The 17,679-nt window shown below is 70.0% G+C and carries 17 protein-coding genes and 1 pseudogene; 6 read left to right on the top strand and 12 right to left on the bottom strand.

The genetic code is table 11. The annotated features are described in order from the left end of the window. Positions 1-123: 123 nt before the first annotated feature. Positions 124-1,302, bottom strand: a pseudogene (gene rsgA, locus ACFU8Q_RS26540) (ribosome small subunit-dependent GTPase A); the annotation flags it as partial. A 376-nt stretch (positions 1,303-1,678) separates the two neighbouring features. On the opposite strand from rsgA, the gene ACFU8Q_RS26535 reads away from it, so the two are divergent. Continuing rightward, positions 1,679-2,179 (top strand): DUF5949 family protein, encoded by a 501-nt coding sequence (locus ACFU8Q_RS26535; protein WP_384458150.1) that lies wholly within the window; start codon positions 1,679-1,681, stop codon positions 2,177-2,179. Positions 2,180-2,455: 276 nt separating this feature from the next. On the opposite strand, the gene ACFU8Q_RS26530 is transcribed toward ACFU8Q_RS26535, so the two are convergent. The 4 genes from ACFU8Q_RS26530 to ACFU8Q_RS26515 form a co-directional block, all read right to left on the bottom strand. Then, complete coding sequence (locus ACFU8Q_RS26530) at positions 2,456-2,647, bottom strand: hypothetical protein (RefSeq protein WP_384458148.1); 192 nt, start codon at positions 2,645-2,647, stop codon at positions 2,456-2,458. A 498-nt stretch (positions 2,648-3,145) separates the two neighbouring features. Then, positions 3,146-3,436: a hypothetical protein gene (locus ACFU8Q_RS26525; RefSeq protein ID WP_384458146.1), complete on the bottom strand. Its 291-nt coding sequence runs from the start codon at positions 3,434-3,436 to the stop codon at positions 3,146-3,148. Between the two features lie 245 nt (positions 3,437-3,681). Next, entirely contained in the window at positions 3,682-3,915 is a 234-nt protein-coding gene (locus ACFU8Q_RS26520; protein WP_384458144.1) for a chaplin, read from the bottom strand. Between the two features lie 321 nt (positions 3,916-4,236). Beyond that, on the bottom strand, positions 4,237-4,638 hold the full coding sequence (locus ACFU8Q_RS26515; protein WP_384458142.1) for a rodlin: 402 nt from the start codon (positions 4,636-4,638) through the stop codon (positions 4,237-4,239). Positions 4,639-5,001: 363 nt separating this feature from the next. Between ACFU8Q_RS26515 and ACFU8Q_RS26510 the strand changes: the two genes are divergently transcribed. Beyond that, complete coding sequence (locus ACFU8Q_RS26510) at positions 5,002-5,940, top strand: chaplin (protein ID WP_384458140.1); 939 nt, start codon at positions 5,002-5,004, stop codon at positions 5,938-5,940. Positions 5,941-6,035: 95 nt separating this feature from the next. On the opposite strand, the gene ACFU8Q_RS26505 is transcribed toward ACFU8Q_RS26510, so the two are convergent. The 5 genes from ACFU8Q_RS26505 to ACFU8Q_RS26485 form a co-directional block, all read right to left on the bottom strand. Then, complete coding sequence (locus ACFU8Q_RS26505) at positions 6,036-6,971, bottom strand: dihydrodipicolinate synthase family protein (RefSeq protein ID WP_384458138.1); 936 nt, start codon at positions 6,969-6,971, stop codon at positions 6,036-6,038. Beyond that, positions 6,968-7,975 (bottom strand): ABC transporter ATP-binding protein, encoded by a 1,008-nt coding sequence (locus ACFU8Q_RS26500; RefSeq protein WP_384458136.1) that lies wholly within the window; start codon positions 7,973-7,975, stop codon positions 6,968-6,970. The genes ACFU8Q_RS26505 and ACFU8Q_RS26500 overlap by 4 nt, the downstream gene beginning before the upstream one ends. Beyond that, complete coding sequence (locus tag ACFU8Q_RS26495) at positions 7,972-9,939, bottom strand: dipeptide/oligopeptide/nickel ABC transporter permease/ATP-binding protein (RefSeq protein WP_384458134.1); 1,968 nt, start codon at positions 9,937-9,939, stop codon at positions 7,972-7,974. Before ACFU8Q_RS26495 ends, ACFU8Q_RS26500 begins: the two co-directional genes overlap by 4 nt. A gap of 1 nt (position 9,940) precedes the next feature. Beyond that, positions 9,941-10,891 (bottom strand): ABC transporter permease, encoded by a 951-nt coding sequence (locus ACFU8Q_RS26490; RefSeq protein WP_384458132.1) that lies wholly within the window; start codon positions 10,889-10,891, stop codon positions 9,941-9,943. 148 nt (positions 10,892-11,039) lie between these two features. Further along, positions 11,040-12,635: an ABC transporter substrate-binding protein gene (locus ACFU8Q_RS26485; RefSeq protein WP_384458130.1), complete on the bottom strand. Its 1,596-nt coding sequence runs from the start codon at positions 12,633-12,635 to the stop codon at positions 11,040-11,042. 169 nt (positions 12,636-12,804) lie between these two features. Here ACFU8Q_RS26485 and ACFU8Q_RS26480 point away from each other — a divergent pair, with 169 nt between their 5' ends. From ACFU8Q_RS26480 to ACFU8Q_RS26470, 3 genes are all read left to right on the top strand, one after another. Continuing rightward, positions 12,805-13,536, top strand: a complete 732-nt coding sequence (locus ACFU8Q_RS26480; protein WP_384458128.1) for a FadR/GntR family transcriptional regulator — start codon at positions 12,805-12,807, stop codon at positions 13,534-13,536. 186 nt (positions 13,537-13,722) lie between these two features. Further along, on the top strand, positions 13,723-14,736 hold the full coding sequence (locus ACFU8Q_RS26475; protein WP_384458125.1) for an acetylxylan esterase: 1,014 nt from the start codon (positions 13,723-13,725) through the stop codon (positions 14,734-14,736). A 17-nt stretch (positions 14,737-14,753) separates the two neighbouring features. Beyond that, entirely contained in the window at positions 14,754-14,990 is a 237-nt protein-coding gene (locus ACFU8Q_RS26470; RefSeq protein WP_384458123.1) for a hypothetical protein, read from the top strand. Positions 14,991-15,142: 152 nt separating this feature from the next. On the opposite strand, the gene ACFU8Q_RS26465 is transcribed toward ACFU8Q_RS26470, so the two are convergent. Both ACFU8Q_RS26465 and ACFU8Q_RS26460 read right to left on the bottom strand, forming a co-directional pair. Further along, positions 15,143-15,835 (bottom strand): ABC transporter ATP-binding protein, encoded by a 693-nt coding sequence (locus tag ACFU8Q_RS26465; protein WP_384458121.1) that lies wholly within the window; start codon positions 15,833-15,835, stop codon positions 15,143-15,145. Further along, complete coding sequence (locus ACFU8Q_RS26460; protein ID WP_384458118.1) at positions 15,832-16,953, bottom strand: ABC transporter permease; 1,122 nt, start codon at positions 16,951-16,953, stop codon at positions 15,832-15,834. Before ACFU8Q_RS26460 ends, ACFU8Q_RS26465 begins: the two co-directional genes overlap by 4 nt. 115 nt (positions 16,954-17,068) lie before the next feature. On the opposite strand from ACFU8Q_RS26460, the gene ACFU8Q_RS26455 reads away from it, so the two are divergent. After that, a complete protein-coding gene (locus tag ACFU8Q_RS26455; protein ID WP_384458116.1) occupies positions 17,069-17,659 on the top strand; it encodes a TetR/AcrR family transcriptional regulator in 591 nt (196 codons plus the stop codon). The last annotated feature ends 20 nt before the right edge of the window (positions 17,660-17,679 follow it).

The following is a 17,679-nucleotide window of genomic DNA, read 5'->3' as shown; positions in this document are numbered from 1 at the left end:
GATTTTTTTATATGACACCGTTTCTTCCAACACCCCGACCTGTTTGCGCCACCCCCGGTAACCGCACTGGGGTTTTTCGGACGTCCACCTGGACCACCGCGGACCCGTCGGCTGGGGCTCCCCCAGCCGACCCCGCTTCGCGTCCATGGCCGCCCGGCCCTCGGCCCCCTTGCGCTTCCATTCACGCAGCATTTCGGACCGCACCCGGGCATCGGTCTTGGCGACGATGCGCTGGTTCTCGCGGAGCAGCTTGCGGAAGCTGTCGAGGCGCCGCTCGGGCAGCGAACCGTCCTCGACCGCGGCGAGCACCGCGCAGCCGGGCTCCGACAGGTGGGCGCAGTCATGGAACCGGCACCGCTCGGCCAGCTCCTCGATCTCGGAGAAGACCTGGCCGACGCCGGTCTCGGCGTCCCAGAGGCCGACCCCGCGCAGCCCGGGGGTGTCGATCAGCACGCCTCCGGAAGGCAGGACCAGCAGATTGCGTGTCGTGGTGGTGTGTCGGCCCTTGCCGTCGACGTCACGGGCGGCCTGCACCTCCATCACATCGCGGCCGAGCAGGGTGTTGGCGAGGGTCGACTTGCCCGCACCGGACGCCCCGAGCAGCACACTCGTACCGCCCGAGACGATGGCGGCGAACACATCGAGCCCCTCCCCCGTGGCGGAGCTGACGGTCAGCACCTGCACACCGGGCGCGATGGCCTCGACGTCCTGGACGAAGTACGCGAGCGTCGCGGTGTCCGGCACCAGGTCGGCCTTGGTCAGCACCACGATCGGCTGGGCGGCTCCATCCGCGGCGGACGCCCCGTCGCGCAGCAGCGCGTCGCCGCTGGAGCTGGACATGGCGAGCGCGAGGAAGCGCTCCACCCGCCCCAGGTCCAGCTCCACGGCGAGGGAGACACAGATGGCGATGTGGTCGACGTTGGTGGCGAGCACCTGCCCTTCGGAGCGCTGCGACGACGTCGAGCGGACGAAGGCCGTACGCCGCGGGAGCAGCGTCCGTACGAATTGTGGGTCTCCGTCGGGGTCGACGGCGACCCAGTCGCCCGTGCAGACGATCCGCATCGGATCGCGCGGGACGACGAAGGCGGTGTCGGCCCGGAGCGTGCCGTACGGGGTGACCACGTCGCACTGCCCGCGGTCCACCCGCACCACGCGTCCGGGCAGCAGGCCCTGCTCGGCGTACGGAGCGAATGCGGCGGCCCAGTCGTCGTCCCAGCCGTACGGGGACAGCGGATGCGACACGGGCGCGCCCTGAAAAGAAGAAGAAAGAGACGAGGAAGACGGAGAAGACGGGAAAGACAAGGGAAACCCTTCACAGGGTGGCCCCGGCAACGCGCGTACGAGCGCGAAGAGTTGAGGAAAGGTCAGCCGGCGACCACAGGGGTGGGAACGATGCTCTTCTGGTTGTGGGCAACGCCCATCGCAACGACAGTCATCAATGTCCTCACCTCCTGGTTCAAGCACGGGCCCGACACCGGCGATTCTTCCCCGCCGTCCGGAACGCTGCACACCATAGCTCGGGGCCATCGGGCGGCGTCAACACATTTATCCACGGCGTCCGCCGCCCCGGCATCCGGGAGAGCGCCTCGATCGTATTCATCGGAGATATCCGTAAATCTCCCTCGATCAGGTGATACTGATACACAACGACCGTTCTCAGGCCACTAGGGTGCCGAGCGTGACCACCCCCCGGACCGCCACCGGCACGTTCGCCCAGGCCCAGTTGGGCACGATCACACTGATCGGGTGGGGTGGCGAACACCCCGATGGCGGCCCCGACGTCGCCTTCCTCCTCGTCCACTCGTTCGGCAACGGGACGGACGGCCCGGCCGCCGGTGAGGCCGCTATGCGCGTGGCCCTGGACCGCAGCGGACTGCCGGTCGGTGCCGGCCCGGTGTACGCCGCCGAGACGCCGCGCCTCCCGGTGAAGCTGCTCGTCCAGGCCGGTCAGGCCGTGCTGACGCTGCCTCACTTCACGGCGCAGTACCCCGCACCGCGCGAGTGGCCGGCCGCGGCAGGGCAGCGGGGCGAGGTGCACACGATGTTCGCCACCCGCCCTTGGCCCGAAGGCACGCCGGGCCGGCCGGTCAGCGCGGAACTGCTGCGGTCGTTCGCAGCCGACGCGGAGGTCATCATGACCTCCGCGCACTGCGTCCTTCCGGTACGCGGCCTGGGCTGAGCCGCCCCCGTACGCCGGATGCCCACCGCCCTCGGTGGAACGGTGGGCATCGCCATGCGTGGAGCCCTGTGGCCGCGCCCCGGATACTTCTCGGCGGTGCCGTAACACCGGAATGCGTGCGATCGCTGGGGTGTCAGCGATCGCCCGCTTCCACGTGGGTGTCAACTGTTGCCGGTGAGTTCCGTTGTGGGACGTACTGATCAACCCGTAACGAAAGCGCCGGTTCCGCACTACCGCTCAAAGGGGTCAGATCCGTCGTGAGTTCGACGCGCCCCCTCACCCGTCGAAGGCATCGTCGGACGTACGGGCGGCGGGTACGCGACTTCCCGCACAGGGCCGCTCGGGCGGGGCCGGCTCCGGTCCGCCGCGGGTCGCCTGCCATTCGGCGAGCAGCCGGTCGTAGATGGGTGTGGCGTCCTGTGCGTGCCGCTGCCGACCGCAGGGGTGCTGGCTGTCGTACTGGTCCATAGGTGGCCTCTACCCGGTGCGACGGGTGACGCCCGCCGTCACTACGGCAACCGGCCCAGTCCGCCCGCCCCTTCGAGGGGCCGGCACACACGGCGTGGGGCCGACACATCTCGGGCCGCCGACGATCGGCTGCCGTGTGGATGTGCCGGCCCCACGGTGTTTCACGTACTGCGGGCGTGCGGTCTCGAGGCCGCACGCGGTGAAGTCCTCGAGAGGTCCGAGGAATCAGCGGCCAGCGACCGGAGCCTTACGGTCCCAGCGCCGTGACCGGCAATGTCTGCCCCATGAGGAGCGTCGTCCGGTGCGTGCGATCGCAAGGCGGCCGGAAGTCCTTGGACGGGGTCTCCCCTGCTCGAACGGAGTTGAGAGCTTGAGGAAGGAGCTACCAGGGCTTTCGGCCAACGCGGAAGGGGGTCCCCCTGACCCTCAAGGCCTTGAGGACGCTTCCGCTGCCCGGAGGTTCGCCGCACGGGCGGGGAAGAGCCGTGGCCTGCCGGGTCAGCCGCCGAGTGGCAGGCCCCCCATCAGCGGGGCCGCGCCCTGGGCCGCACCCGTCGCCTGGCCGGCCAGCTTGGTGACGGTGCCGTCCTTCTGCATTGAATCGGCGGCTCCGCCGACCGGGTCGACGACCGGGTCGACAGCCTGCGGTGCGCTTTCCACCACCTGGTCGACGCCGCCGTTGAGGCTGAAGTCGGGGGCCGTGGTGGTGGTAACGGCGAAGGCAGGAGCAGCCGTTCCCAGAGCAGCCACGGAACCGGCAACGAACGCAGCGGTCTTCGCGTACTTCACTTTCGGGTTCCCTTCTGCAGCGGCATCCGTTTCGGCCGCGTATCCGCGCCGCACCAGCCTTCTTTGGCTGTGACTTCTGCCGCTTCTCGCTTTGGGTAACGATGTGGTTGCGCTCGGGCAACTGGACGGGGTCGCTTTTCTCGGCGCCTTTCAATCGAATACCGGAAAAGGGGGAAGGCCCCGAATCGCATCGAATGCGTTCCGGGGCCTTCCCGTCATGAATGTTCGGCTCGGCCGACCAGAGGTCAGGAGTTGCCGCAGGTGCTGCCGAAGGCAGGGTTGACCAGACCGATCACGCTGACGCTGTTGCCGCAGAGGTTGAGCGGGACGTGGACCGGGACCTGGACGACATTGCCGGACGCGATGCCCGGGGAGTTGGTGGCGGTGCCATCGGCGCCGGAGTCGGCGAAGGCGGGGGCGGCGGCACCGACCGCCATCAGGGTTCCGGCGGCGATGGCGGCAACCTTGGCGTACTTCACGTTTGTCCCTTTCTTTGACGGAGTCCGGAGCGGTCACGTCTTTCGTGCCGCACGAGCGCGGTCCTGATCACTCGTAACTCCGCCGCTGCAATTCGTAACGATTTAGGACCGCAGTCGAAACTCTTCAGGAAGAAGATTCTCGAAAAAGAGCCCGAATGGAGCAGTCTCGATCGCTCGACGTCGCGGGCGGACCACCGGGCCATTCGGGCGCCGATACCGGGAAGGACAACAGCGGGCCCGGGCTGCGCGGAGGATGAACGCCGTCGGCCCGGGCCTGTCGCAGTGGCAGTGGCAGTGGCAGTGGCAGTGGCAGTGGCTGGATCAACTGTTGCCGTTGCCGTTGCCGGAGAGCATCGGGATGCCGCTCAGGATGTGCGACAACGGCTCGTCACCCTTGGCCCGGGTGGATTTCTCGGTGCACTGCTGGTTCTGCGGCGAGGCCGGCACGTCGACGTCCTGGGCCGCGACCGGGGCAAGACCGATGAGCGAGCCGACGTCGGCCTCGGCGGGCAGGCCGACGCAGGGCTTGTTCAGGCTGCCCTGGACCAGGCCGAACTGCGGGCTCCCGTCACCACGGGTCTCGGCGTTTCCGAAGGGCCGCGAGGCTCCGTTGCCGTTGACCGAAGTCGTACCGCCGTCGTCGCCGATCGCCATGGCCTGCGTCGCACCCGGACCGAGGGCGGAGGCGGCCACGGCGCCCGTGGTCAGAACCCTCTTGATCACGATTTACCCTTCTCATACCGGATGCCCCGTACTGGAGCCCCCTGCCCAACTCGCGATCGGACGCTTGGTTCCCTCCGTTCACCCGAATGCCTGGGGGTGGCGTCGCCATGAACGCGCATATTCCATCCGTTCGAGTGATCACAAGATTTCCACGAACTTTCGCGTTTCCTCGACAATCCATTCTCGTTATGGATGTCACCAGGCGTGCGGCTCCGCGATCGGCGTTCGACCCGCGGAAGAACCGCCGCTTGCCGACTCACGCAGGGAAGAACCCGGGGTGACGTTCCCGGCAGAAGCTGCACCGCGTGATGAATGAACCGCGAGCATCGCGCTCGCACGAAGTGTCCTAGGAAAGGGCAATCAATGCGAAAAGCCTTGAGCAAGAGCGTGCTGGTGATGGCGGCGGCGTCAGGCATTCTGACCGCGGCCGGCGGATACGCGTTCGCGGACGCCTCCGCCGATGGTGCCACCGCCGGTTCGCCGGGCGTCGGCTCGGGCAACGCCGTGCAGGTGCCGGTGCACGTTCCCGTAAACGTGTGCGGCAACACGGTCGATGTGATCGGTCTACTCAACCCGGCGTTCGGCAACAAGTGCGCGAACGGGAGCGGCGGAAGCGGCAACGGCGGCAACGGGGCAATCGCCCAAGGCACCGCGACCGACTCTCCCGGTGTGCTGTCCGGCAATGTCGTCCAGGCTCCCGTGGACGTTCCGGTCAACGCGTGCGGCAACAGCGTCGATGTCGTCGGTCTGCTGAACCCGGCATCCGGCAACGAGTGCGCGAACGGGAGCGGCGGAAGCGGCAACGGGGCAATCGCCCAAGGCACCGCGAGCAACTCTCCCGGTGTGCTGTCCGGCAACCTCGTCCAGGCTCCCGTGCACGTTCCGGTCAACGCGTGCGGCAACAGCGTCGATGTCGTCGGTCTGCTGAACCCGGCATCCGGCAACGAGTGCGCGAACGGGAGCGGGCCGGACACCGAGCCGCCGGTGGTCACCCCTCCCGTGGAGCCCCCCGTGGTCACTCCCCCGGTAGTCACGCCCCCGGTCACGCCGCCCGTGGTCACACCCCCGGTGGTCACCCCGCCGGTGGTCACACCTCCCGAGACGCCCCGCGTGGTCACGCCCCACACCGATGAATCGCGGACGGGCAATGTGCCCAGCGTCACCTCCGGGGTCCCGGTCTCCACCGCGCAGCTGGCACACACGGGTGCCGACGCCAACCTGGGCCTGGCCGGCGCGGCGAGCGCCGCGATGGTGCTCGGCGGAACCCTGCTGTACCGCCGCACGCGCGCGTCGAGGAAGTGACCGGCGCAACCGGTAGGTAGCAGACAGAAGCACTGAGGTGCGTGGGTACGGCCGAGGCTGTACCCACGCACCTCAGTGCGTTCTTCCGGAACCCGTCAGACCCGGGAGAGCCCCGCGCGGTCCAGGCAGTCCGCGATCGTGGCGATCTCCGCCGCGTCCAGCCGGCGCATCGGCGGGCTCACCATGTTGGTGGCGATGATCCCGCGCAGCATGAGGGCCGACTTGAACGCGCCGAGACCGGCGGCGGTGGCGGACGCCGTGCCGGGACGGGCCGCGCGAACGATGTCGAACAGTGCGACGAGGCGGTCCTGTTCGGCGCGTGCGGTGGCCCAGTCGCCACGTACCGCGGCCTCGTGGAGGCGTACGTATCCGTGCGGGTCCACATTGCCGAGCCCGGGGACGGAGCCGTCGGCGCCGCCCAGCATCATCGCGTCCACAACCAGTTCGTGCCCCGTGAGCACGGAGAACTCCGGCAGCTCGCGGGCGCCGATGGCCAGCCGGCGGAACGAGCCGTCGTCACCGCTGGAATCCTTCACCCCGGCCAGCACACCGTCCACGGCGAGCGGCAGCAGCAGTTCCGGGTCGAGTTTGCTGTGGACGCAGACCGGCACGTCGTACGCGAGGAGCGGCACGTCGACGGCGGCGGCGACGTCCCGGAAGTGGCGGTCGATCTCGGTGTCGTGCGTGCGGGTGTAGAACGGGGCGGTGACGACGAGGGCGTCGGCGCCGAGCCCTTCGGCGGCACGGGCCCGTTCGATCGCACGGTCGGTGGTGGTCTCGATCGCTCCGACGAGGACCGGGACCTGGCCGGCCGAGGCGGCCGTGATGACCTCGATGACCTCGTCCTGCCGACGGGGCGTCAGATAGGCGGTCTCGCCGGAGCTGCCCAGGGCGAACAGGCCGCTGACACCGCCGTCGAGCAGATGCCCCACAACCCTCTCCAGGGAGGGCCGGTCGATCTCGCCGTCCGCGGTGAGCGGGGTGACCACGGGCGGGATCACGCCGGAGTAGCGGGGTGTTCGGGCGGTCATGTGGTGCTCCTTGCGGCCGGTACGGCGGACTGGTCCCCGCCGGGGGTGGCGGGGTTCTGGGGGTGGACGCAGTGCCAGCGGTGTTCCCCCGGTCCGGCGCTCTGCGCGGGAAAGGCCGTGGCGCAGGCGTCGTCCGCCTTCCAGCAGCGGGTGCGGAAGGGGCAGCCGGACGGCGGGTTGGTGGCCGAGGGGACCGGGCCGGTGAGCACGATCCGTTCAGTGGTCTCCAGCAGGCTGGGGGTCGCCGAGAGCAGTGCCTCGGTGTACGGGTGGGCGGGGGCGCCCGCGACGTCGAACGCGCGCCCCTCCTCGACGATCCGGCCGAGGTAGAGGACGGCGATGCGGTCGGCGAGGTAGCGCACGGTCTGGATGTCGTGCGAGATGAACACCATGCCGAGGCCCAGGCGTTCGCGCAGGTCGACGAGGAGGTTGAGGACCTGGGCGCGGACGGAGACGTCGAGGGCGGAGGTCGGCTCGTCGGCGACGATCAGTTCCGGTTCGAGGGCCAGGGCGCGGGCGATGGCGACGCGCTGGCGCTGGCCGCCGGAGAGCTGTCCGGGAAGGGCGGCGAGGGTGTGGCCGGGAAGGCCGACCAGATCGAGGAGTTCCTCGACGCGTGCCTCGCGCGCCTCCCGGGGGCCCCGCTTGTGCACGTCGAGCGGGTCGCGGAGGATCTGACGGACCGTGAGCCGGGGGTTGAGGGCGGTGGACGGGTCCTGGAAGACGACGCCGACGGCGGAGCCGAAGTCGTCGCGGCGCTGTGCCGCGGACATCTCCCACAGGTCGCGGCCGTGGAAGCGGACCTCGCCCTCGGTGGGCTCCTGCAGGCCGGTCAGTACCCGGGCCAGGGTGGACTTGCCGCAGCCGGACTCGCCGACCAGACCGACGATCTCGCCCCGCTCGATCTCCAGGGTGGCGTCGGTGAGGGCGTGCACGGCGTCCCGGCGGAAGACTCCGCCGCTGCGTGCCTTGTGGCGTACGTGGACGCCGTCGAGCCTGATCACAGGGCGCTCCCTTCCAGCTGGGCGGCCTTCGCCGGGTGGTGGCAGGCGAAGGCGTGGTCGTTCGCGGCGCCGCGTGCGGTGAGTTCGGGTGCGGTGGTACGGCACAGTTCGGTGGCGGCGGTGCAGCGTGAGGCGAACCGGCAGCCGGTCCCGAAGCCCTGGGGTGCGGGGACGATGCCGCGGATCTGGTGCAGCCGGTCGGCGCCCGCTTCCAGCGAGACGACGGAGCCGAGCAGGCCGCGGCTGTAGTGGTGGGTGGGGGCGGTGAGTACGGAGCGGGTGGCGCCGATCTCCGCTAGGCGGCCCGCGTACATCACGGCGACGCGGTGCGAGAGGTCGCCGACGAGCGCGAGGTCGTGCGAGACGAGGACCATCGCGAAGCCGAGTTCGTCGCGCAGCTGGACGAGGAGTTCGACGACCTGGGCCTGGACGGTGACGTCGAGGGCGGTGGTCGGTTCGTCGGCGATGAGCAGGCGGGGGCTGCGGGAGAGCGCCATGGCGATCAGGACACGCTGGCGCTGGCCGCCGGAGAGCTCGTGGGGGTAGCTGCGCAGGGTGCGTTCGGGTGCGAGACCGACGAGTTCGAGGAGTTCGGCGGGGGTCTTCGTACCGCCGCGCGAGGTGAGCTGCTTCAGCTGGGTGCCGACGAGGACGGACGGGTTGAGGGAGGAGAGCGCGTCCTGGTAGACCATCGCGATCTCCGGGCCCATCAGGGCGCGGCGTTCCTTCGGCGGGAGCTTCAACAGGTCCCGGCCGCGGTAAAGGATCTCGCCGCTGACCTCGGCATTACGGGCGAGGAGCCCCATGACGGCGAGGCTGGTGACGGATTTGCCGCAGCCGGACTCGCCGACCAGACCGAGTGTCTCGCCCTCGTGGACGGTGAAGTTCAGCGCGTCGACGACGGGGATCTCGCCGTAACGGTCGGGGAAACGGATCGCCAGGTCCCGTACGACGAGGAGTTCGGCGGCGTCCTCCCGTACCGGCTCGATGGACGGTTCGGTGGCGTTGACGCGGTCCGCGAGCTTGGTGAGGGCCGCGTCGATGTCCACGGTGGAGGTGGCCTCGACCGGGTCGGGTGCGGTGGCCGTGGCGGGGGCGACGGCGGGGCGGGCGTTCTTCGGGGCCGCGGAGGCGTCGGTCAGGCCCTCGGAGAGGATGTTGAGCGCGAGGACGGTGACCAGCAGCGCGAGGCCGGGGAAGAACGTCGCCCACCAGCCGCCGGCGAGAAGGATCTGCCGGCCGTAGGCGAGGACGCTGCCCCAGCTGGGGTCGGGGTCCTGCACTCCGGCGCCGATGAACGAGAGGCTGGCCTCGAAGATGATCGCCTCGGCGACCATGACGGTGGCGAACACCATGACCGGCGCCATGCAGTTGACGGCGACGTGGCGGAGCACGATGTAGCCGCGGCGGGCGCCGATGACCTTCTCGGCGGCGACGTAGTCCTCGCCGTACTGGGACAGCACATTGGCGCGGACCACGCGGGCCAGCGAGGGGGTGTAGACGAAGGCGATGGTGAAGATGATCACCGGGATACTGGTGCCGAAGACCGCGACGAGGACGGCGGCCAGCGCGATCGGCGGGAACGACATCACGACATCGAGGGTGCGCATCACGGACTCGTCGCCGAGCTTGCGCGAGGTGGCGGCGATGGAGCCGAGCAGCGCGCCGGCGACCAGTGCCAGAGCGGTCGCGCCGAGGCCGATGATCAGCGAGTAGCGCGAGCCGTGTACGACCCGGGCGAAGACGTCGCGGCCGGCCCGGTCGGTGCCGAACCAGTGGGCGCCGCTGGGGGCCTGGACCGGGGTACCGGTGGTCAGCGGATCCTGGGTGAACAGCGGAGCGAGCACGGCACCGAGGATGACGACGATGAGCACGCCGAGGGCGATGCGGGAGGTGACCGGGAGGGCGCGGAACGCGATGCCGGGTCGGGACAGCTTGTTGGCCAGACGGCCGGTGGCGAACATGTCACACCGTCCTGATGCGCGGGTTGACCAGCAGGTAGAGCAGGTCGACGATGACGTTGACCACCAGGAACGCGATGGCGATGGTCAGTACGGTGCCCTGGACCAGGGCGACATCGCCGCCGGTGACACCTTCGAGGATGAGCTTGCCCATGCCGGGCAGGTCGAAGATCGCTTCGATGACGACGGCGCCGCTGAGCATGTACCCGACCTTGATGCCGAGCACGGTCAGCGGGGTGACGAGCGCGTTGCGCAGTACCGAGCGGATCACCAGCAGCGGCGGGAGGCCGTTGCCGCGGGCGGTGCGGACGTAGTCGCGGTCGAGTTCGGCGACCATCGAGGTCCGTACGAGACGGGCGAGGGAGGCCGAGACCGGGAGCGCCAGCGAGATGGCGGGCAGCGCCATGGTGGTGAGCCAGCCGCTGACGGAGTCGGCCGGGTTGGTGTAGCCGCCGGTCGGGAAGATCCGGGTGTTCAGCGCGAACTGCTGGATGAGCAGCACGCCGAGCCAGAAGGACGGGATGGCGACCCCGGCCATGGACAGGACCCGGAACAGCTGGTCGGGCCAGCGGTCCCGGTACATCGCGCCCACCACACCGAACAGGACGGCCAGGATCACCGCGAGGATCAGTCCGAGGAAGGTCAGCTGGAGGGTGAGCGGAAAGGCTGCCGTGATCCGGTCCAGTACGGGCTGGCTCGGCGGGACGGTCATCCCGAGGTCGAAGTGGAGAAGCTGACCCAGGAAGTGGAAGTACCGGACCGGGAGCGGGTCGTTGAGGCCGTTGGCCTCGGCGAAGGCCGCACGGGCCTCGGGGGTGGCGCTCTCCCCGAGCGCGTTGAAGGCCGGGTCGACCGGCGAGAACTGCAGCACCACGAAGACGAGCAGCGCGATACCGAGGATCATCACCGGCATCATCGCGACGCGGCGCAGCGCGAGCCGGAGAAAAGCAACCATCGTCGGGTTCCTTGTGGTTGGGCGGGCTGGGGTCTTTCGTTTGGATCACGCCGCGCGAGCCCGGCCTGATCCGAACAAGAGGCCCCAGGTCCGGGGCACCTGGATCGAGCAGGTGTCCCGGGCCGGGCGATCGGGCGCCGGGGGCCGGTCAGGCGCGGCTGACGTCCAGGAAGGACAGGCCCGTGGTGGGCAGTGGCTTGAAGCCGGGCAGGGCCTTGTCGTTCCAGGCCGTGGGCAGTTTGCGGTGCAGGATCGGGTAGAGCGCGGCCTCGTCGGCGACGAGGTCGGTGACCTCGCCCCACAGCTCCTTGCGCTTCGCCTCGTCGGCGGCCTGGGCCGCCTTGTCGAGCGTCTGCTTGACCTTCTTGTACGCGGCGGACCTGCCCCAGCCGTAGCGGCTCTCGGGCCAGAAGCCGTAGTAGAACCAGCGCAGCAGGAGGTCGGCGTCGTTGCCGAAGACGGAGGGGTCGCCGGGGGCGACCAGCACGTCGAAGGCACCCTTGTCGATCTTGGCGTACTGGGCCGGGGACTGGGCGATGTCGAGGGTGACCTTGACGCCGGCCGCCTCCCAGCTCTCCTTCAGCAGTGGGGCGATGTCCTTGACCCAGCCGGTGTCGGTGGTGAGGACGGTGAAGGAGAGGTTCTTCGCACCGGCCTCGGCGAGCAGCTGCTTCGCCTTGGCCACGTCGTGGGTGTAGACCGTGGCGGCCTTGTGGTAGTCGGGGTGGGTGGCGGGGACGTACCCGGTGGCCGGTGCGGCGTTGCCGACCATCGCGGTGGAGATGATCTTCTCGGTGTCCAGGGCGTAGTGCAGGGCCTGGCGCACGCGCTTGTCGGCGAACCGCTTGTCGGCGGTGTTGAACATCAGGAAGAGCAGACCGAAGGACTGGACGGACTCGGTCTTCGAGGAGCCGGCGAGGCGCTCGACGTCGATGTAGGGGACGTCCTCGATGGCCTGGACCCGGCCCGACTCCATGGCGCTGACGCGCGCCGACTGGTCGGACATCAGGCGCCAGATCATCTTCTTGGCCTTGGCCGGGTGCGCGCCGTTGTACTTGTCGTACGCCTCGAAGACGATCTTGTCCTCGCGGGTGGCTTCGACGAACTTGTACGGTCCGGAGCCGACCGGCTTGGCGTCGAAGGCCTTCGGGTCCGGCTCGACGATCTTCTTCGGGACGATCCGGGCCACGGCTATGCGGGACGGGAAGAGCGCGAAGGGGTACTTCAGCTTGAACTCGACCGTGCCCGCGTCGATGGCCTTCACCGTGTCGATGAAGGGCACGAACTGCGCCATGAGGGAGGCGTTCTTCGGGTCCAGGATGCGTTCGAAGCTGAACACCACGTCGTCGGCGGTGACGGCCGATCCGTCGTGGAAGGTCGCGCCCTTGCGGAGGGTGGCCCGGTAGGTGGTGGCGTTGATCTTCTTCGGCATCTCGGTGGCGAGAGCGGGGCGGGCCACGAGTGTTGCCGGATCGAGATCCACGAGGCCCTCGAAGATGTGCATATTTGCGGCGTACGGAGTCGCGCCCGAGGTGATCATGGGGTCGAAGCCGGTCGACAGGGGGTACGAGAGGCCGGCCTCGATGAGGCCGTTGCCACTGCCCTTGTCAGCCGTGCCGTCGGCGGTCGATGACGGTCCGCCACAGGCGGACAGGCTCGCCGTGATGGCGGCTGCCGCACCGACAGCGCTGGTGTAACGCAGGAAGGTGCGGCGCTCGACACCGGCTGGTCTCAGCTCGGGCACGGGTCCTCCAGGGACGTCGAAGGTGAAACGTGGGGCGGGAACAGGCGTCGGAACGCGGGATCGCGAAGGCCAGGAAGCCTGGAGCATCAGACGTCAGATGTCTGATGCCTTGATAGCGTGGGAACGTAGCTTGACAATCGAGAGGGGTCAAGAGGTGGGGAGTTCACATATGTCCGGTACGAAGCCCGGACGGCAACTGCTCCGGCAGGAAGTCGTCGACGGCATCAAGCACTACATCCTCGAGAAGCGACTGCGCCCGGGGGATCCGCTGCCCACCGAGCCGGCCCTGTGCGAGGCGCTGGGCGCCAGCCGTTCCAGCGTCCGCGAGGCGGTCAAGATCCTCAACGCGCTGGACATCGTCGAGGTGCGGCACGGACACGGCACCTACGTGGGCAGACTGAGCCTGTCCGCCCTGGTGGAGAGCCTGACCTTCCGCGGCCTGCTCTCCCCCGACGACGACTTCCAGGTGATGGCCGACCTCGTCGACGTACGCGAGCTCTTCGAGCGCGGCATGGCCGACCGGATCGTCTCGATGCTCAGCCCGGAGCAGCTCGACGCCCTGGACGGACTGGTCGCCACCATGCGCAAGACCGGCGCGCAGGACGGACACGGCTTCGTGGCGGCCGACCGGGCGTTCCACGCGCTCCTGGTGGCCCCGCTCGGCAACGACCTGATCGGCCAGCTCTCGATGGCGTTCTGGGACGTGTACACGATCGTCGCGCCGCACCTCGAGGGATTCACCCACGCCGACGAAATGGCCACGATCGCGGCACACCAGAACATCGTGGACGCCGCACGGGCCGGGGACATCGCCGGATTCATGAAGGCACTCGCCGACCACTACGCCCCGGTCAGGCGCCGGATCTCCGAGGCCCGGGCCCGCGACAACGCCGCGGGCTGACCAGCCCGCCGCCCCTCCCGGGGGAATGAAGCCGCGCCCCGCCGAGGGCCGGGCCGGGCGGGACCCTTGACGGCCGCCGTGAGCGCTGCCTAGGGTCCGTATGCCGATAGGACATCTGACGTCTTCTGTCTGACCGTTCGGCGTTCGGCATTCCAGCACCACGGTTCCATCCAGGAGGGCACCTCCATGCCGTTGACGGACCTCTCACTCGCCGACTGTCGCGACTACCGGCCCGAATTGCCCGTTCCAGTCGGTTTCGAAGCCTTCTGGTCGAGCACCCTGGGCGCGGCGCCCACTGCCGACGGGCACCGTCCGGCGCAGAAGCCGGTGTTCACCCCCAACGACACCGGCCTCACCCGGATCCGTACGTACGACGTGACCGTGCCCGGCTTCGCCGGACGGCCGGTCCACGGCTGGCTGCACCTGCCGGCCGGAGCCACCGAACCGCTCGGCTGCGTCGTCGAGTTCCTGGGGTACGGGCGCGGACGCGGCCTCGCCCACGAGAACCTGCTCTGGGCGTCCGCCGGTCACGCGCACCTGATCATGGACACCCGCGGTCAGGGCTGGTCGGCCGCGGAGGGCTCCACCGCCGATACGGACGCCGGCGCGGCAGGCACCGTACCCGGCTTCCTCACCCGCGGCATCGAGAGCCCCGAAACGTACTACTACCGACGGGTGTTCACCGACGCGGTGCGCTGCGTCGAGGCCATGCGCACCCATCCCGAGGTCGACCCCGACCGGATCGTCGTCACCGGGGTCAGCCAGGGCGGCGGCATCGCCCTGGCGGTGTCGGGGCTCGTGCCGGGGCTGGCCGGGGTGATGCCGGATGTACCGTTCCTCTGCAACTTCCGGCGTGCCGCGGAGATTTCGGGCCGGCCGCCGTACACCGAGATCGCCGAGTACCTGAAGCTCCACCGCGACCGCACCGAGACGGTGTTCACCACCCTGTCGCATTTCGATGCCGCACTGCTCGCCACCCGCTCCACCGCTCCCGCGCTGTTCTCGATCGCGATGATGGACGAGATCTGCCCGCCCTCCACCTGCTTCACCGCCTACAACCACTACGCGGGCCCCAAGGACGTACGGGTCTACGAGTTCAACGGGCACGAGGGCGGCGCGGCGCATCAGCAGCGAGAGCAACTGGCCTGGGTGCGTTCCCTGTTCGCCGGCCCGCCGTCGGGGCGGGCCGGTCACTCCTGACCGGAGGCACCTTCCGTGTGCAGACGCGGACTCCATCCCGACGAGCGGGATACGAGGGCATCCAGCTGCGCCGGGGGGCGTACAAGGGCCGGCCGATCCAGCAGTACGCCGTCCGCATCAACGGCGCCGACTACGCGGCCGGCGCCCCCGTCACCGTGGCGGCCGGCGCCACGGGCGGCGCCGAGCTCACCGCCACGTACCGGACCGGCGGCAAGCATGCCTCCGGCAGCACGACGGTGACCGCGATTCCGTGACGGTGACGCCGCCGTGACCCCGTAGCCGTCCCGGACCTCCGGGAGGTGCCGCACGTCCCCGTCCCGCACCGAACCGGGTACGACGATGTGGGCGTTCAGCACCTCCCGGAGCGTCAGAACAGGCGGTAGTGACCCCCGTCCGCCGGGCGGGTTCAGCGGCCGGGCGGCGCGGGCGAGGACGCGGCGGCGGCGAGCGTGGCCATGTCGACGACCCGGTCGGCGGCCTCCGACACGGCCGGGTCGTGCGTGGCCACGACGGTGACGCACTCGTCCTGGCGGGTGCGTTCGGCGAGGAGTCCGGCCAGCTCGGCCGCCTGTGAGCGGTCGACGGCCGCGGTCGGTTCGTCGACCAGGAGAAGTTTCGGGGATAGGAAGAGGGCACGGGCGAGGGCGACGCGCTGGCGTTCGCCGCCGGAGAGCTGTTCCGGGCGGTGGCGCAGCCGGTGGCCGAGGCCGACCATGGCCAGGGCGTCCTGGGCGCGGGAGCGGTGCGTGCGGGGGCGTTCGCCGCTGATGTACGCGGCGGCCAGCAACTGTTCGACGGCGGGCAGCCCGGAGAGCAGATTGCCGCTCTGGAACATGTAGCCGATGCGTTCGCGGCGGACCTTGGCGCGCTGGGCGTCGGAGAGTCCGGCGAGGTCCTCGCCGTCGAGCAGGACCTGCCCGGCGGTGGGCCGCAGCAGAGCGCCCGCGACGGCGAGCAGAGTGGACTTGCCGGAGCCCGAGGGGCCGACGAGGGCGGTCATGCGGCCCGGTTCGAAGGTGACGTCCAGGCTGTCGAAGACGGTGGAACGGGTGTCGGCGCGGCCGAACGAGACGGTGACACCGGTCAGTTCGAGGCTCATCGGTTGGCTCCCAGCATGGTCAGCGGGTCGGCTCGGGTGACCCGGCGCAGGGTCAGGGCGGTGCCCGCGAGGCCGACGGCCGCGACGGTGCACATGGTGACGGCGAGAGTGGCGGCGGGCAGGCTGAACGGCACCTGTTCACCGACCAGCAGCCCGACCGCCGCGGCGAGTACGGCGCCCGCGACGGTCCCGAGGACGACGACCAGGGCCGCCTGGAGCACGGTGTGGGCGAGCAGCCGCCGGCGGGACGCGCCCAGCGCGCGCAGCAGGGCGAGTTCCGGCTGGCGCTGCACGGTCCACACGGCGAAGAAGGCGCCGACGACCAGCGGGGCGATCAGGTAGAGGAAGACCTGGATCGAGTTCATGGTGACGCGTTCGCCGGTGTAGCCGGGGGCCGCCTCGTAGGCCTTCTCCTTGGTGAGGGTGGTGGTGGAGTGGCGCCGGTCGAGGGTGGCGGCCGATGTTTTGGCAGGTGAACGCAGGGCCAGGGCGCTGAACTGGTCGGGGATGGTGGCGGTCGCGGAGGCCGGAGCGCCGGGAGTGCTGAAGCGGATGCGCTGCCAGGTCTTCAGCGGGACATAGGCGGCGGGCACATGGCCGTAGCTGAGGCGTTCGGTCTGCCCGATGACCCGCAGCGAGATGCCGAGCCGGTCGATGACGAGGGTGTCTCCGACGCGTACGCCCTCGTCGGCGAGCTTGGCGGAGATCACGACGCTGTCGGCCGCCGCGTCCGCGAGGCTCTTGCCCCGGGTGACGGAGGGGTTGAGGAAGGCGGTGGGATCGACTCCGAAGGCGGCGAGATCGACTTCGGCGCCCCGGTTCGTCGTACCGCGGGTGATGGAGACGCCCAGCGGGGTCGTTTCGGTGCCGGCCTCCTTGTGCCAGGCAGCGGCCGTCTTTTCGTCGAGGAGGCTGCGGGCGAACTGGTCGGACCGGGCGTCGGAGGAGAAGACCAGCTGCGCGGCCGGGAGGCGGCGCAGGGCGGAGATGGTGTCGTCGCCGAGACCGGTGGTGAAGCCGGAGACGATGCCGACGAGTGCGGCGACGAGCACCACGACGGACCCCATGAGCAGAAAGCGCCCTCGGGCGGCGCGCAGCTCCAGCAGAGCGAGGAACACAGTGGTTCCCTTCGATGGATCGATGTTAGGGACGGTGTGTCGCTAACATAGATGATGGCGACGCGGCGTCCCCAAGTGGGGGGGTGGGAGTGGCCGGGGCTTCTAGACTGGGCGGGTGCCCAGGATCAGAGCCGCCACGGTCGTCGAGCACCATGCCCAGCAGCGGCTGGCCCTGGTGCGGGCGGCGCGCGAACTACTGGAGGGCGGCGACGCCGAGGCCGTGACCTTCACGGCGGTCGCCAGGGCCACCGGCCTCGCCCGCAACAGCGTGTACAAGTACTTTCCCGGCCGCCCCGAGCTGCTCGCCGCGGTCGTCGAGGACGCGATGCCGCGCTGGACGGACGCCATCCGGTCCCGCATGGCGGTGGCCGGTACGCCCGAGGCGAAGATCGCCGCATATGTGTCGTCCCAGCTGGAGCTGGTCCGCGTCGGGGAGCACCGGATCGCCCAGGCCCTGGCCGGGGTCCGGGACGCGGCGGTGGTCCGGGAGAGCGCGGTGCGGGCGCACCGGGAGCTGCTCACACCGCTGATCGGCGCACTCACCGAGCTGGGCGAGGAGGATCCGCGGCGCACGGCGCTGCTGCTGCAGGGGATCGTCAATGCCGCGACAACGGCGATCGAGGCGGGCGACGACGACGTGGTGATGACGGAACGCGCGGTGCGCATGGCGGTCGCGGCGGTCACGGGGGCCGCCGCGGGAGGGTGACCGGGGGCAGGCCCCCGGTC

Source organism: Streptomyces sp. NPDC057543 (assembly GCF_042801895.1).
In the GTDB taxonomy this organism is placed as follows: Bacteria; Actinomycetota; Actinomycetes; order Streptomycetales; family Streptomycetaceae; genus Streptomyces.
The sequence above is the reverse complement of the archived record's forward strand: the minus strand, read 5'-3'. Positions and strand labels throughout refer to the sequence as shown.

What these genes read in the sequence shown, in the direction of transcription:
- ACFU8Q_RS26530 (WP_384458148.1), bottom strand. Translation starts at nt 2,647, where the DNA reads ATGGACCAGTACGACAGCCAGCACCCCTGCGGTCGGCAGCGGCACGCA.
- ACFU8Q_RS26510 (WP_384458140.1), top strand. Translation starts at nt 5,002, where the DNA reads ATGCGAAAAGCCTTGAGCAAGAGCGTGCTGGTGATGGCGGCGGCGTCA.
- ACFU8Q_RS26505 (WP_384458138.1), bottom strand. Translation starts at nt 6,971, where the DNA reads ATGACCGCCCGAACACCCCGCTACTCCGGCGTGATCCCGCCCGTGGTC.
- ACFU8Q_RS26495 (WP_384458134.1), bottom strand. Translation starts at nt 9,939, where the DNA reads ATGTTCGCCACCGGCCGTCTGGCCAACAAGCTGTCCCGACCCGGCATC.
- ACFU8Q_RS26490 (WP_384458132.1), bottom strand. Translation starts at nt 10,891, where the DNA reads ATGGTTGCTTTTCTCCGGCTCGCGCTGCGCCGCGTCGCGATGATGCCG.
- ACFU8Q_RS26480 (WP_384458128.1), top strand. Translation starts at nt 12,805, where the DNA reads ATGTCCGGTACGAAGCCCGGACGGCAACTGCTCCGGCAGGAAGTCGTC.
- ACFU8Q_RS26475 (WP_384458125.1), top strand. Translation starts at nt 13,723, where the DNA reads ATGCCGTTGACGGACCTCTCACTCGCCGACTGTCGCGACTACCGGCCC.
- ACFU8Q_RS26465 (WP_384458121.1), bottom strand. Translation starts at nt 15,835, where the DNA reads ATGAGCCTCGAACTGACCGGTGTCACCGTCTCGTTCGGCCGCGCCGAC.